Below are 14416 nucleotides of genomic sequence, written 5' to 3' on the forward strand. Positions count from 1 at the left end.
GACATCCAGATCATGAGCCAGGTGCGCGCCATGCGCTACACGCTGGAGCGCGTGATCCGCGGGCTGGACACCATCAGCGCCACCGGCAACATCCTGCGCGACTACCTGACCGACCTGTTCCCCATCATGGAGCTGGGCACCAGCGCCAAGATGCTGTCCATCGTGCCGCTGATGGCGGGCGGCGGCATGTACGAGACGGGCGCGGGCGGCTCGGCGCCCAAGCACGTGCAGCAGCTGGTGGAAGAAAACCACCTGCGCTGGGACAGCCTGGGCGAATTTTTGGCGCTGGCCGTGTCGTTCGAGGACCTCGGCATCAAGAACGGCAACCCCCGCGCCAAGCTGCTCGCCAAGACGCTGGACGCCGCCACCGGCAAGCTGCTGGACAACAACAAGAACCCCAGCCCCAAGACCGGCCAGCTCGACAACCGTGGCAGCCAGTTCTACCTGGCGCTGTACTGGGCGCAAGAACTCGCCGCGCAGACCGAGGACAAGGAGCTGGCCGCCAAGTTCGCGCCCCTGGCCAAGCAACTGGCCGACAACGAGCAGAAGATCGTGGACGAACTGAACGCCGTGCAGGGCCAGCCCGCCGACATCGGCGGCTACTACCTGCCCGACGTGGCCAAGCTGGACGCCGTGATGCGCCCCAGCAAGACGCTGAACGACGCCCTCAAGTCCGTGGCCGCCTGACCGGTCGCCCGGCCCACGCCGCGCTCCAGGCCCCGCTTGTCGGGGCCTTTTTCATTTCATGGCCAGACCGCCCAAGGATGTAAACAGCCCTGTAGGGGCCACAACCGGCGAGGCGGCAGAGCCGATTCCCGCAGTGCAAGAGTGTCAATATGCTTCAAGTACACGCCCATTCGCCAGGCCGTGCCCTCATAATGTTTCATCGCTAATACACGCGCTCTCAAGCGGGTCATGCCCATTTCCATCCTGCTGATTGAAAGCGACAGCCACCACGCGCAGGCCGTGGTCGATGCGCTGGCGGACCCCTGGTCGGGCTGGCGGGTGGACGTGGCGGCTTCGCTGGCCGATGCGCGCGTGCAACTGCAGAGCCGGGCGCCGGACATCGTGCTGGCCGCCCAGCGCACGGTGGACGGGACGGCCTTCGACCTGCTGCAGATGCTCGACGGCATCCCGGCCATGATCATCGTGCGCGCCAGGGCCGAGACCCACGCCGCCCAGGCCATGCGGCACGGCTTCGACGACTTCGCGGTGCAGGACCCCGCGCTCGACTACCTGCTGACCCTGCCCGCGCTGATCGACGGGGTGCTCGAACGCAGCACCACCGTGCGCGCCCGGCGCGCGGCCGAGGCCATGCTGGCGCGCCAGCACCGCCTGCTGCAGGCCATCTCCCGCGCGCAGGCGATGTTCATCGCCAGCACCGGGCCGGGAGCCGCGTTCGAGGCGCTGCTCGACGAACTCATGGCGCTCACGCACAGCGCCTTCGGCCTGGTGGGCGAGGTGCAGCGCGCGCCGGACGGTCGCCCCAGCCTGCGCGTGCATGCCATGAACGACATCGGCTGGGACGGCGCCGCGCGGGCGCTCCACGCCCAGCAGACGGCCCAGGGCCTGGTGTTCGACGACATGGGTTCACTGGTGAGCGCCGCGCTGGTGTCGGGCGAGCCGGTCATCGACAACGACGCGGGCCGCCACGCCGGTGCAGGCACGCCAACGCCGCCGGGCCTGCCCCTGCTGCGCACCTACCTGGGCCTGCCGGTGCATGCGGCGGGCGAGTTGGTGGCGATGATCGGGCTGGCCAATCGGGAAGAGGGCTATGCCCCGGCTGACGTGCAGTTCCTGCAGCCCTTGCTGAGCACGGTGGGGCAGCTCGAAATGGCCCGCCGCGCCGAACTCGCGCGCAGCGCGGTCGAGGCCGAGCTGGCGCGCACCAGCTCGCTGCTGGCCGAGAAGACCCGTGCGCTGGAAGGCACGCTCGCCAGCGTGTCGCAAGGCATCTCCAACGTGGACGCCGAGGGCCGCATCCGCGTCTATAACCGCCGCTACCTGGAGCTGCTGGACCTGCCCGAATCCCTGCTCGCCACGCAGCCCCACGTCGAGGAGGTGGTGCGCCTGCAGACCGAGCGGGGCGACTTCGGCCCGGGGCTTCAGCTCATCGACCTGGGCGCGCGCAGCTACGTGGCGGCCGAAGACGCGGCCCACGGCGACCGGCTCAACATGCCTGACTTGTACGTGCGCCGCACCCAGGCGGGGCGCTACATCGAGATCCGCACCCGCATGCTGGAGGGGGGCGGTCGCGTGCGCACCTTCACCGACGTGACCGACTACCTGACCACCCTGGAGGCCCTGCGCATGAGCGAGGCCCGCTGGCGCAGCCTGATGCAGCTGCTGTCCGACGGGTTCTGGGAGCAGGACGCGCAGTTTCGCTTCGTGCGCATGGAGGGCAAGCTCTTCAAGGAACCCGACGTGCCGGACGAGCTCAAGCACGGCCACACGCCATGGGAGCTGCCCAACCTCGTGGCGAGCGAGGCGCAGTGGCGCGAGCACCGCAGGCAACTGGAGGCGCACGAGGTCTTCCAGGACTTCGAGATACAGCAGCGCACCTCGGATGGCGGCTTCATCTGGGTGTCCATCAGCGGCGAGCCCCTGTTCGACGCCGAGGGCCGCTTCGCGGGCTACCGAGGCGTGGCGCGCAACATCACCGACCGCAAGCAGGCCGAGGCCGAGATCCAGCGCCTGGCCTTCTACGACGAACTCACCGGCCTGCCCAACCGCCGCCTGCTGCTGGACCGGCTGGAGCGCACCGCCGCCGCCTGCGTGCGCGAAGGCAGCCACGGCGCGCTGCTGTTCCTGGACCTGGACAATTTCAAGGGCATCAACGACACCCTGGGCCACGACCAGGGCGACCTGCTGCTGGCGCAGGTGGGCAAGCGCGTCAGCGCCAGCGTGCGGGCCAGCGACACCGTGGCGCGCCTGGGGGGCGACGAGTTCGTGGTGGTGATCCGGGGCCTGCACGCCGAGCCGCGCGAGGCCGCCGCCGAAGCCGAGGTGGTGGCGCTGAAGGTGCTGGGCGCGCTGAACCAGCCCTACAGGGTGCAGGACAGCGAGGTACACAGCACGCCCAGCATCGGCATCACGCTGTTTTGCGACAAGCAGCTGTCCCCGCAGGAACTGCTCAAGCGCGCCGACCTCGCCATGTACCAGGCCAAGGCGCGGGGGCGCAACACGCTGTGCTTCTTCGACCCCGCCATGCAGGAGGCCGCCACCGCGCGCTCGGCGCTGGAGGGCGACATGCGCCAGGGCCTGCTGCGCGGCGAGTTCATGCTGCACTACCAGCCTGTGGTGGACGAGGCCGGCCGGGTGCTGGGCGCCGAGGCCCTGGTGCGCTGGAGGCACCCGCAGCGCGGCATGGTGCCGCCCGGCGACTTCATCCCCCTGGCCGAGCAGACGGGCCTCATCGTTCCGCTGGGGCGGCAGGTGCTGGCCATGGCCAGCAGCCAGCTGGCGCGCTGGGCGGCGTCGCCCGCCACCGCGGGCTGGAGCGTGGCCGTGAACGTGAGCGCGCAGGAGTTCCGCCAGGCCGACTTCGTGCAGGAGGTGCTGGGCACGCTGCGCGACTGCGGCGCCGACCCGAGCCAGCTCACGCTGGAGCTGACCGAAAGCCTGCTGCTGCAGGACGTGGAGGACAGCATCCTCAAGATGCAGGCGCTGCGCACGCAGGGCGTGGGCTTCTCGCTGGACGACTTCGGCACCGGCTACTCGTCCCTGAGCTACCTGAAACGCCTGCCGCTGGACCAGCTCAAGATCGACCAGAGCTTCGTGCGCGACGTGCTCACCGACCCCAACGACGCGACCATTGCCTGCACCATCATCACGCTGGCCCACAGCCTGGGGCTGAACGTGGTGGCCGAGGGCGTGGAGACCGAGGGGCAGCACGACTTTCTGCAGCGCAACGGCTGCAAGCGCTTTCAGGGCTACCTGTTCGGGCGGCCCGCGCCTGCCGAATCACTCCAGTTTGCTACTTGATTGATAGCTACTCGCGCTTGCTGGATAAGCGCTAGAGGCCGATTTGGCTTAAATTTTCTTGCCGCGCAGCAGCTTGTCTTCTGCCAACGCCAGCGCTGCGGGGTGGCCCGACAGCACCAGCGTGTCGCCCGCCGCCAGCACCGCCTCGTCCACGGCGGCGCCGATGCGCCCGTCGCCGCGCCGCAGGTTCACCACGCGCACGCCCATGGCAGGCAGCGCGAGCTGCCCCAGGCTCTGGCCCAGGGCCGTGGCCTCCGGCGGCAGGGTGAGGGTGGACAGGCGCTCCTGGTCGCGCTCGGCCACGGTGTCGTCGTCCGCGCCGTGGAAGTAGCCGCGCAGCAGGCCGTAGCGCGCGTCGCGCTGGTCGCGCACCAGCCGCAGCACGCGGTGCATGGGCACGCCCACCAGCGCCAGCGCGTGGCTGGCGAGCATCAGCGAGCCTTCGATGGCCTCGGGCACCACCTCGGTCGCGCCAGCCTCTTGCAGCTTGTTCAGGTGTTGGTCGTCCTGTGTGCGCACCACCACGGGCACCTGGGGCGCGTGCGAGCGGGCATTGGCCAGTACCTTCAGCACAGCGGGCACGTCGGTGTAGGTGATGACCACGGCGCTGGCGCGCACCAGGCCCGCAGCCATCAGCGCCTGCAGCCGGGTGGCGTCGCCATAGACCACCGAGTCGCCCGCCGCCGCCGCCTGGCGCACGCGGTCCGGGTCCAGGTCCAGCGCCATGTAGGGCACGCCCTCGTGCTCCAGCATGCGCGCCAGGTTCTGCCCGCAGCGGCCATAGCCGCAGATGATGACGTGCCCGCTGGTGTTGATGGACCTGCGCGCGATGGAAGTCATTTGCAGCGACTGCTGGAGCCAGTCGCTCGCCACCAGCTTCATCACGATGCGGTTGCTGTACTGGATGAGGAAGGGCGTCGCCAGCATGGACAGCACCATCGCCGCCAGGATGGGGTTCATCAGCGCGGGCTGCACCAGCGCGTTGTCCTGCGCCAGCGACAGCAGCACGAAGCCGAACTCGCCCGCCTGCGCCAGGTACAGCCCCGTGCGCAGCGCCACGCCGGTGGTGGCGCCCATGCCGCGCGCCAGCAGCAGGATGATGGCCAGCTTGGCGAGCAGCAGCACCGACAGCAGCGCCAGCACCATGCCGCAGCGGTCCACCAGCACGTGCCAGTCCAGCATCATGCCGATGGTGATGAAGAACAGGCCCAGCAGCACGTCGTGGAAGGGGCGTATGTCCGTGCCCACCTGGTGGCGGTATTCCGTCTCGGACACCAGCACGCCCGCGATGAACGCGCCCAGCGCCAGGCTCAGGCCCGCCAGCTCGGTCAGCCACGCCAGGCCCAGGGTGATGAGCAGCAGGTTGAGCATGAAGAGTTCGTCGCTCTTGCGCCGCGCCACCAGCGTGAGCCACCAGCGCATCACCCGCTGCCCGCCGGTAATCAGTATTGCCACCAGCACCGTCGCCTTGATGAGCGCCCAGCCCAGCGACGCGAGCAGCTCGTCGGGCGACGAGCCCAGCGCGGGGATGAGCACCAGCAGCGGCACCACGGCCAGGTCCTGGAACAGCAGGATGCCCATCACGCGGCGACCGTGCTCGCTCTCCAGCTCGGCGCGCTCGGCCATCAGCTTGACGACGATGGCCGTGCTGCTCATGGTGATGACGCCCGACAGCGCCAGCGCCGTCTGCCAGCCCATGTCCCACACCCCGCCCACGGCGCGCGACAGCAGCAGCGCCGCGCCCGCCACCACCGCCATGGTCAGCACCACCTGCATCAGCCCCAGGCCGAACACCTGGCGGCGCATGGCGCGCAGCTTGGGCAGGCTGAATTCGAGGCCGATGGCGAACATCAGGAACACCACGCCGAACTCGCCCAGGTGGCGCACGCCCTCGGAGTCCTGCGCCAGCGCAAAAGCATGCGGCCCGATCAGCACGCCCGCCGCCAGGTAGCCCAGCATGGGCGGCAGCTTGAGGCTGCGGCAGGCCACCACCCCCAGCACGGCGGCCAGCAAATACAGCAAGGTGAGGGCGAGCGAAGACATAGAGCCTTCGATGCTATCCGACGCGGCGGTGCGGCGGGGCCGGTCGATAGAATCGCCCGCATGACCGCCGTGCCGCCCCCTTTCGACGCCGAGCAGGCCCAGCGCCTGGCCCGCGAGACCTTCGACATCGAAGCCGCCGCGCTGACCGCCCTGGCCGCGCGCATCGACGGCGCTTTCGCCCAGGCGGTGCAAATGGCGCTCTCCACGCGCGGCCGCGTCGTCGTCATGGGCATGGGCAAGAGCGGCCACGTGGGCCGCAAGATCGCCGCCACGCTGGCGTCCACCGGCACGCCCGCCTTCTTCGTCCACCCGGCCGAGGCCAGCCATGGCGATTTGGGCATGGTCACGGGCGACGACCTGGTGCTGGCCATCTCCAACAGCGGCGAGAGCGGCGAGCTGACCTCCATCCTGCCCGTGCTCAAGCGCCTGGGCACGCCGCTGTTGGCAATGACGGGCGATTTGCAATCCACGCTGGCCCGCCATGCCGACCTGGTGCTCGACTGCAGCGTGGAGCGCGAAGCCTGCCCGCTCAACCTGGCCCCCACCGCCAGCACCACCGCGCAGCTCGCCATGGGCGATGCGCTGGCCGTGGCTTTGCTCGACGCGCGGGGCTTTCGCCCCGAGGACTTCGCGCGATCCCACCCCGGCGGCGCGCTGGGGCGCAGGCTGCTCACCCACGTGAGTGACGTGATGCGCAGCGGCGCCGAGATCCCGCGCGTGCCGCCCGAGGCCAGTTTGAGCGACCTCATGCGCGAGATGAGCGCCAAGGGCCTGGGCGCGTCGGCCATCGTCGGCCCGGCGGACGAGGTGCTGGGCATCTTCACCGACGGCGACCTGCGCCGCCGAATCGAGGCCGGGGCCGACCTGCGCGCCGCCACCGCCGCCGAGGTCATGCACCCGCAGCCGCGCCGCATCGCGCCCGATGCGCTGGCCGTGGATGCGGCGGAAATGATGGAAGCGCACTCCATCACCTGCGTGCTGGTGGTGGATGCCGCAGGCGCCCTGGTCGGCGTCGTCCACATCGGCGACCTCATGCGCGCGAAAGTGATATGACCCAGCCCGTGCTGCAATTCCCCCCCGAGCTGCTGCTGCGCGCGCAGGACGTGCGCGTGGCCTTCTTCGATGTCGATGGCGTGCTGACCGACGGCGGCCTGTACTTCACCGAGTCGGGCGAGACCATCAAGCGCTTCAACACCCTGGACGGCCACGGCCTCAAGCTGCTGCAAAAGGCGGGCATCACCCCGGCAGTGGTCACGGGCCGCGACAGCGCGCCTTTGCGCGTGCGCCTGAAGGCCCTGGGCGTGCAGCACGCCATCTTCGGCACCGAGGACAAGCGCCCCGCCGCCGAGCAGATCCTCGCGCAACTGAACCTCAGCTGGGCGCAGGCGGCGGCCATGGGCGACGACTGGCCCGACCTGCCCCTGATGCGCCGCGCCGCCTTCGCCTGCGCCCCCGCCAATGCCCAGATCGAGGTGCGCCATGCGGCCCACCACGTCACCCAGGCGCGCGGCGGCGACGGCGCGGCGCGCGAGCTGTGCGACCTGCTGCTCACGGCCACGGGCCGCTATGCGGCGCTGCTGGCGGACTACACCGCATGACGTGGAACCAGCGGCTGCGCCAGGGCTGGGACCGGCTCTCGCTCTACCTGCCCGTCGCCCTCATGGGCCTGCTGGCGCTGGGCACCTGGTGGCTGGTGCGCAACGCCCCGCCGCCGCTGGCGCCCGCCGCCGAGCGCCCGCTGGCGCACCAGCCGGACTACTTCATGAAAACCTTCTCGGTGAAAAGCTTCGACGCCACGGGCCGCCTGCAGAGCGAAGTGAAGGGCGACATGGCGCGGCACTACCCCGACACCGACACGCTGGAGATCGAGCAGGCCCGCATGCGCTCCGTCACGCCCGAAGGCCGCGTGACCGTCGCCACGGCCAACCGCGCGCTGACCAACGCCGACGGCTCCGAGGTGCAACTGTTCGGCAACGCCATCGTCACCCGCGAACCCCTGCCCGCCAAGGCCGGTGCGCCCGCCCAGCCGCGCATGGAATTCCGGGGCGAGTTCCTGCACGCCTACACCCAGACCGAGCGCGTGCGGTCCGACCAGGCCGTCACCCTCACCCGCGGCAACGACCGCTTCACCGCCGACGGCATGGACTACGACAATCTCGACCAGGTGCTGCAACTGCGCGGTCGGGTGCGCGGCGTGTTGCAGCCTGGCAAGAAATGAGACAACCCCCTGAGTCGCTTCGCGCCTTCCCCCTTCTCTCTACGCGCTGCGCGCTAGGGGAAGGGGGACGCAGCCAGCGCGGCGGGGCGGCCCTTGCGCGGCTGCCTGCGCATGGTGCGCGCCAGTTTCATGCGCTGTGGGCGGTTCACGGCACAACGGAGAACTGAGATGGCTGCTCCCCTCGTCTTCATCACCGGCGCGTCCAGCGGCATCGGCCAGGCGCTGGCCCTCTGCTACCACCGTGCGGGCTACCGCCTGGCCCTGGCCGCGCGCCGCACTTCAGAGGTCAAAACATGGGCTGACGCCCAAGGGATAAGCACTAGTAGCTATGAAATCTATAGTGCCGACGTGGCCGTGACCGACAGCATCGTCGCCGCAGGCCGCGACTGCATCGCCCGCCAGGGCGTGCCCGACGTGGTCATCGCCAACGCGGGCATCAGCATCGGCATGGACACGGCGGTGCGCGAGGACATCGACGTGATGGCCCGCACCTTCGCCACCAACAACATCGGCATGACCGCCACCTTCCACCCCTTCGTGGACGCCATGGTGCAGCGCGGCAGCGGCACGCTGGTGGGCATCGGCAGCGTGGCGGGCATCCGGGGCCTGCCCGGCCACGGCGCCTACTGCGCCAGCAAGGCGGCGGCCATCGCCTACTGCGAAAGCCTGCGCGGTGAAATGCGCCCGCACGGCGTGCGCGTGGTCACCATCTGCCCGGGCTACATCGACACGCCGCTCACGCGCCGCAACCGCTACGGCATGCCCTTCCTGATGCAGGCCGACGACTTTGCCGACCGCGCCTTCCGCGCCATCGCGGCGGGCGTGAGCTACCGCGTCATCCCCTGGCAAATGGGCGTGGCCGCCAAGCTGCTGCGCCTGCTGCCGAACGCGCTGTTCGACAAGGTGCTGGCGGGCCGCCCGCGCAAGCGCCGCCAGGGCGAGTAGGGACGAACAGGCATGAAAAAAGCTCCCGAAGGAGCTTTTTTGCAGAAAACCAAAGTGGCTCAGTAGCCGTTGCCACCGCCGCCGTAGCCGCCACCGCCGCTGCGACCGCCACCGTTGCGGGAGCCGGAGCCATAGGGGCTGCGGAAACCGCCTTCGCTGCGGCCACCACCGCCGTAGCCGCCGCCACCGCCTTCGCGACCGCCGCCATAACCACCACCACCGCCGCCTTCACGGCCACCGCCGTAACCGCCGCCGCCACTGCGGCCACCGCCACCGTAGCCGCCGCCACCACCGCCAAAGCCGCCGCTGCGGGGCGGGCGGGGTTCCATGGGGCGGGCCTCGTTGACCACGATGCTGCGACCACCCAGGGGCTGGCCGTTCATGCCGTTGATGGCGGCCTGGGCCTCTGCGTCGCTGCCCATTTCAACGAAGCCGAAACCCTTGGAGCGACCAGTGTCGCGCTCCATCATCACCTTGGCGCTGGTCACGGCGCCGAACTGGCCGAAAGCCTGCTCCAGATCGTTGTCGCGCACCGAGTACGGCAGGTTGCCGACATACAGTTTGTTGCCCATCGAGGGACTCCTCAAAAACACATGGATAAAGCGATGGAGTCCCGAAAACGCAGCCAGCTAATCTCAACGACGCTCTCAGCGTGAAACCGACGGACACCTCAAACTTGGAAAAACGGGCGAAACCCGCCAGCGCATTATGCGCCACACTTTTGCCGAAAAAGCAAGCGCTGGCGCGGTTGGCGGCGTGCTTGCCGCGTAAAAAAAGGAGCCTGAAAGCTCCTTTGTTTTCTTTAGTAGCCGCCGCGGCCACCGCCGTAGCCACCACCGCCGCCGTAGCTGCCACGGCCACCGCCGTAACCGCCACCGCCATTGCCGCCGCCGAAGCCGCCGCTGCGCGGGGGGCGGGGTTCCATGGGACGGGCTTCGTTGACCACCAGGTCACGACCGCCGAAGTTCTGGCCATGCACGCCCTGGATGGCGGCTTGCGCCTCGGCATCGCTGCCCATTTCGACGAAGCCGAAACCCTTGGAGCGACCGGTGTCGCGCTCCATCATGACCTTGGCGCTGCCCACGGAGCCGAATTGGCTGAAGGTCTGCTCCAGATCCTGGTCGCGGAAGGAATAGGGCAGGTTGCCCACGTAAAGTTTGTTGCCCATGAGGGACTCCTGAAAAAACATGAAAACGCGATGGAGCCCGACGCAATCAACAAACCTGTGACGACTTCAAAGACGCGAAACTGACCAATCACCGCAAACCTGTTTTCCTGCGCGCAGAAAAACGGCCCCATTATCAGTCACTTTGCGCGAGATGTGGGGGTTTATTTGTGGGCGCGCCGGGCCAGCCCAAGGGAATACCCGCACCCTCTGGGTACACTGCTTGCCCCACATGGAACCGTTCTTGATTTCCACCGCCATCGTCGCGCTCGCCGAAATGGGCGACAAGACGCAGCTTCTCGCGCTGGTGCTCGCGGCGCGCTTTCGCAAACCCTGGCCCATTGCCCTGGGCATCCTGGCCGCCACGCTGGTCAACCACGGCCTGGCGGGCGCGGTGGGCGCGTGGGTGACCACCTTCGTGGGGCCGCAGGTGCTGCGCTGGATATTGGGCGCGTCGTTCATCGCCATGGCGGTGTGGATGCTCATCCCCGACAAGCTCGACGAGGGCGAGGTCGAAGGCTCGCCGCGCTGGGGCGTGTTTGGCACCACGCTGGTGGCCTTCTTCCTGGCTGAGATGGGCGACAAGACGCAGATCGCCACCGTCATGCTGGCCGCGCAGTACAACGCCTACCTGTGGGTGGTGGCGGGCACCACGCTGGGCATGATGCTGGCCAACGCGCCCGTGGTGTGGCTGGGCGAGCGCATCACGCGGCGGGTGCCGATCCGTGTGGTTCACGGGGTGTCGGCTGTCATTTTCCTGGTGCTTGGCCTGTTGGCGCTTTTGGCATAATTGCCGCCCAGACGCGCCGATTTGCCACCGCTTGCGGGCGCTTTACAAATACTGCTAAAGACCCGGCCCGGCCTCGTTTTTAGCGACGCCGGGTTTTTTTTATGTCCTTCATCGCCACACCGCAGTCCATGCACTTCGCCGAGGCCCTGCCCCTGCAGTCGGGCGCCTCGATCCGCGACTACCACCTGGCCTACGAGACTTACGGCACGCTCAACGCCGACCGCTCCAACGCCGTGCTCGTGTGCCACGCGCTCAACGCATCGCACCACGTGGCGGGCGTGTATGCGGGCCAGGACAAGAGCGAGGGCTGGTGGGACAACATGATCGGCCCCGGCAAGAGCGTGGACACCGACCGCTTCTTCGTCATCGGCGTGAACAACCTGGGCTCGTGCTTCGGCTCCACCGGCCCCATGCACACGCACCCCGACACCGGCGAGGTCTATGGCGCGGACTTTCCCGTGGTCACGGTGGAAGACTGGGTCAACGCCCAGGCCCGCCTGCTCGACCGGCTGGGCATCACGCAGCTGGCCGCCGTGCTGGGCGGCAGCCTGGGCGGCATGCAGGCGCTCAGTTGGACGCTGCAATACCCCGACCGCATGCGCCACGCCGTGGTGGTGGCGAGCGCCCCCAACCTCACGGCGGAGAACATCGCCTTCAACGAAGTCGCGCGCCGCGCCATCGTCACCGACCCGGACTTCCACGGCGGCCACTTCTACCGCCACGGCGTCATCCCCAAGCGCGGCCTGCGCATCGCCCGCATGATCGGCCACATCACCTACCTGAGCGACGACGTGATGAACGAGAAGTTCGGGCGGCAACTGCGCGAAGGCATCGACCTCAAGTACAGCACGCAGGACATCGAGTTCCAGATCGAAAGCTACCTGCGCTACCAGGGCGACAAGTTCAGCGACTACTTCGACGCCAACACCTATTTGCTGATCACCCGCGCGCTGGACTACTTCGACCCGGCCCGCGCCCACGGCGGCAACCTGACCCGCGCGCTGGCCGTGGCGCGGGCCAAGTTCCTGCTGGTGAGCTTCACCACCGACTGGCGCTTTTCGCCCGCGCGCAGCCGCGAGATCGTGCGCGCCCTGCTCGACAACCGCCGCGCCGTGAGCTACGCGGAGATCGACGCGCCCCACGGTCATGATGCCTTTTTGCTCGATGACGCACGCTACATGAGCGTCATGCGCTCATATTTCGATAGCATTCACAAGGAGCTGCAGCCATGACCGAGAGCGTTGCCATGCAGGCGCTGGCGCGCCTGGTGCCGCCGGGCAGCCGCGTGCTGGACCTGGGCTGCGGCGACGGCGCGATGCTGGACTACCTGCAGCGCGAACGCGGCTGCACCGGCTACGGCGTGGAGATCGCCGACGCCAACGTGCTCGCCTGCGTGCGGCGCGGCGTGCAGGTGCTGCAGCTCAACCTGGACGAGGGCCTGGCGCTGTTCGAGGACAACAGCTTCGACGTGGTGCTGCAGATCGACACCCTGCAACACCTGCGCAACGCCGAGACCATGCTGCGCGAGACGGCCCGCGTGGGCCGCACGGGCGTGGTGGCCTTCCCCAACTTCGCGCACTGGCCCAACCGCCTGTCCATATTGCGCGGGCGCATGCCCGTCACGCGCCGCCTGCCCTACCAGTGGTACGACACGCCCAACATCCGCGTGGGCACGTACAAGGACTTCGAGGTGCTGGCGCACAAGAACAGCCTGCGCATCCTCGAATCCTTCGGCCTGCAGGGCGGTCGGCAGGTGCGCTGGCTGCCCAACGCGCGTGCAAGCACGGCGGTGTTCCACTTCGAGCATGCCTAGAACCCACAGGAGACACGCACCATGAACCGCCTTGCCGCCGCACTCCTTGCCACCGCTTCGTTCTGCGCCGCCGCGCAGACCGCCTGGCCGCCCGTGCCCACCGTCATCGCCCACCGGGGCGCTTCCGCCCTGCGGCCCGAGCACACGCTGGCGGCCTACCAGCAGGCCATCGACGACGGCGCCGACATCATCGAGCCCGACCTCGTCATCACCCGCGACGGCGTGCTGGTGGCGCGACACGAGAACGCCATTGCCGTGCTGAACGCCGACGGCTCCGTGAAGGAAGCCACCACCGACGTGGCCGACCGCCCCGAGTTCGCCGCGCGCAAGGCCACCAAGACCATCGACGGCCAGGCCGTCACCGGCTGGTTCACCGAGGACTTCACGCTGGCCGAGCTCAAGACCCTGCGCGCCCGCGAGCGCATCCCCGCAGTGCGCCCGGCCAACACCGCGTACAACGGCCAGTTCGAGGTGCCCACGCTGCAAGAGGTGATCGACCTGGCCAAGGCGCAGAGCGCGAAGGCGGGCCGTGTCATCGGCATCTACCCCGAGACCAAGCACCCCACGTACTTCCAGTCCATCGGCCTGCCGCTGGAAGCGCCGCTGCTCGCCGTTCTGGACAAGAACGGCTGGAACCACAAGGCCGCGCCCGTGTTCGTGCAGTCCTTCGAGGTCGCCAACCTGCAGGCCATCCGCAAACTCAGCAGCGTCCGGCTGGTGCAGCTCGTCGCGGCCTCGGGCCGCCCCTACGACTTCGTGGCCCGGGGCGCTGCGGAGACACGCGGCTATGCCGACCTGCTCACGCCCGAGGGCCTGAAGCAGGTGGCGGCCTACGCCAACGCCATCGGCCCGTACAAGACCCAGGTGGTGCCGGTGAAGGACGGCCTGCCCGGCCAGCCCACGGGCCTGGTGGAACGTGCCCGGGCCGAGGGCCTGGCGGTACACATCTGGACGCTGCGGCCCGAGAACGCCTTCCTGCCCGCAGGATTGAAGAAGGCCCCCGCCAGCGACGGCACGGCGCGCGGCGACAGCGTGGGCGAGATCACCGCCTACCTGCGCGCAGGCATTGACGGCTTCTTCACCGACGACCCCGCCGTGGGCCGCGCCGCCGTGGACGCCTTCGTGCAGGCGAAGTGACGAGGAATTACTATAAAAACAATAGCTGCTTGTGCTTGCTGCATAAGCGCTAGAGGCCAATTTGGCTCATAAAACACCATGCCCCGGTTCGCCGCCAACCTGACGCTGATGTACACCGAGCTGCCGTTCCTCGACCGCTTCGCCGCCGCCGCGCGCGACGGGTTCGCGGCGGTGGAGCTGCAATTTCCCTACGCCTTCGGGCCCGCCGACATCGCGGCGCGGCTGCGCGACAGCGGCCTGCGGCTGGTGCTGCTCAACGCCCCCGCCGCCGGTGCCGACCGTGCGGGCATGGCGGCGGCGTGGGACGCAGGCGCGCGCGGC

13 protein-coding genes and 1 pseudogene are annotated in these 14416 nt (G+C 69.0%); 11 read left to right on the top strand and 3 right to left on the bottom strand.

The annotated features are described in order from the left end of the window. Positions 1-687: NADP-dependent isocitrate dehydrogenase (locus QM569_RS15920; protein WP_414988214.1), on the top strand; the 687-nt coding region annotated here is incomplete at its 5' end. 228 nt (positions 688-915) lie between these two features. Then, positions 916-3984 carry an EAL domain-containing protein gene (locus QM569_RS15925; protein ID WP_414988215.1) on the top strand — a complete coding sequence of 1023 codons (3069 nt, stop codon included), beginning with the start codon at positions 916-918 and terminating at the stop codon, positions 3982-3984. A gap of 48 nt (positions 3985-4032) precedes the next feature. Here QM569_RS15925 and QM569_RS15930 read toward each other — a convergent pair whose 3' ends face one another. Then, positions 4033-6027 (bottom strand): monovalent cation:proton antiporter-2 (CPA2) family protein, encoded by a 1995-nt coding sequence (locus QM569_RS15930; protein WP_414988216.1) that lies wholly within the window; start codon positions 6025-6027, stop codon positions 4033-4035. A gap of 60 nt (positions 6028-6087) precedes the next feature. On the opposite strand from QM569_RS15930, the gene QM569_RS15935 reads away from it, so the two are divergent. The 4 genes from QM569_RS15935 to QM569_RS15950 all read left to right on the top strand — a co-directional run bounded on the left by QM569_RS15935 (position 6088) and on the right by QM569_RS15950 (position 9190). After that, positions 6088-7080 carry a KpsF/GutQ family sugar-phosphate isomerase gene (locus QM569_RS15935; protein WP_414988217.1) on the top strand — a complete coding sequence of 331 codons (993 nt, stop codon included), beginning with the start codon at positions 6088-6090 and terminating at the stop codon, positions 7078-7080. Then, positions 7077-7625 carry a KdsC family phosphatase gene (locus tag QM569_RS15940; protein WP_414988218.1) on the top strand — a complete coding sequence of 183 codons (549 nt, stop codon included), beginning with the start codon at positions 7077-7079 and terminating at the stop codon, positions 7623-7625. Before QM569_RS15935 ends, QM569_RS15940 begins: the two co-directional genes overlap by 4 nt. After that, the gene (gene lptC, locus QM569_RS15945; protein WP_414988219.1) at positions 7622-8245 is read left to right on the top strand and encodes an LPS export ABC transporter periplasmic protein LptC; all 624 of its coding nucleotides are present in this window, start codon (positions 7622-7624) and stop codon (positions 8243-8245) included. Before QM569_RS15940 ends, lptC begins: the two co-directional genes overlap by 4 nt. Before the next feature lie 168 nt (positions 8246-8413). After that, positions 8414-9190, top strand: a complete 777-nt coding sequence (locus QM569_RS15950; protein ID WP_414988220.1) for an SDR family oxidoreductase — start codon at positions 8414-8416, stop codon at positions 9188-9190. A 59-nt stretch (positions 9191-9249) separates the two neighbouring features. On the opposite strand, the gene QM569_RS15955 is transcribed toward QM569_RS15950, so the two are convergent. Further along, on the bottom strand, positions 9250-9762 hold the full coding sequence (locus QM569_RS15955) for an RNA recognition motif domain-containing protein (protein ID WP_414988221.1): 513 nt from the start codon (positions 9760-9762) through the stop codon (positions 9250-9252). A 230-nt stretch (positions 9763-9992) separates the two neighbouring features. Next, positions 9993-10358, bottom strand: a complete 366-nt coding sequence (locus tag QM569_RS15960) for an RNA recognition motif domain-containing protein (protein WP_414988222.1) — start codon at positions 10356-10358, stop codon at positions 9993-9995. Between the two features lie 229 nt (positions 10359-10587). On the opposite strand from QM569_RS15960, the gene QM569_RS15965 reads away from it, so the two are divergent. From QM569_RS15965 to QM569_RS15985, 5 genes and pseudogenes are all read left to right on the top strand, one after another. Next, positions 10588-11145, top strand: coding sequence for a TMEM165/GDT1 family protein (locus tag QM569_RS15965; RefSeq protein ID WP_414988226.1), 558 nt, complete (start codon positions 10588-10590; stop codon positions 11143-11145). 101 nt (positions 11146-11246) lie between these two features. Then, positions 11247-12377, top strand: coding sequence for a homoserine O-succinyltransferase MetX (gene metX / locus QM569_RS15970; protein WP_414988223.1), 1131 nt, complete (start codon positions 11247-11249; stop codon positions 12375-12377). Next, on the top strand, positions 12374-12958 hold the full coding sequence (gene metW, locus QM569_RS15975; protein WP_414988224.1) for a methionine biosynthesis protein MetW: 585 nt from the start codon (positions 12374-12376) through the stop codon (positions 12956-12958). Before metX ends, metW begins: the two co-directional genes overlap by 4 nt. A gap of 21 nt (positions 12959-12979) precedes the next feature. Continuing rightward, on the top strand, positions 12980-14095 hold the full coding sequence (locus QM569_RS15980) for a glycerophosphodiester phosphodiesterase (RefSeq protein ID WP_414988225.1): 1116 nt from the start codon (positions 12980-12982) through the stop codon (positions 14093-14095). Between the two features lie 78 nt (positions 14096-14173). Beyond that, a pseudogene (locus QM569_RS15985) lies at positions 14174-14416 on the top strand (hydroxypyruvate isomerase); the annotation flags it as partial.

Origin of the sequence: Acidovorax sp. (assembly GCF_047607405.1) — a bacterium.
Lineage (GTDB): Bacteria > Pseudomonadota > Gammaproteobacteria > Burkholderiales > Burkholderiaceae_C > Acidovorax.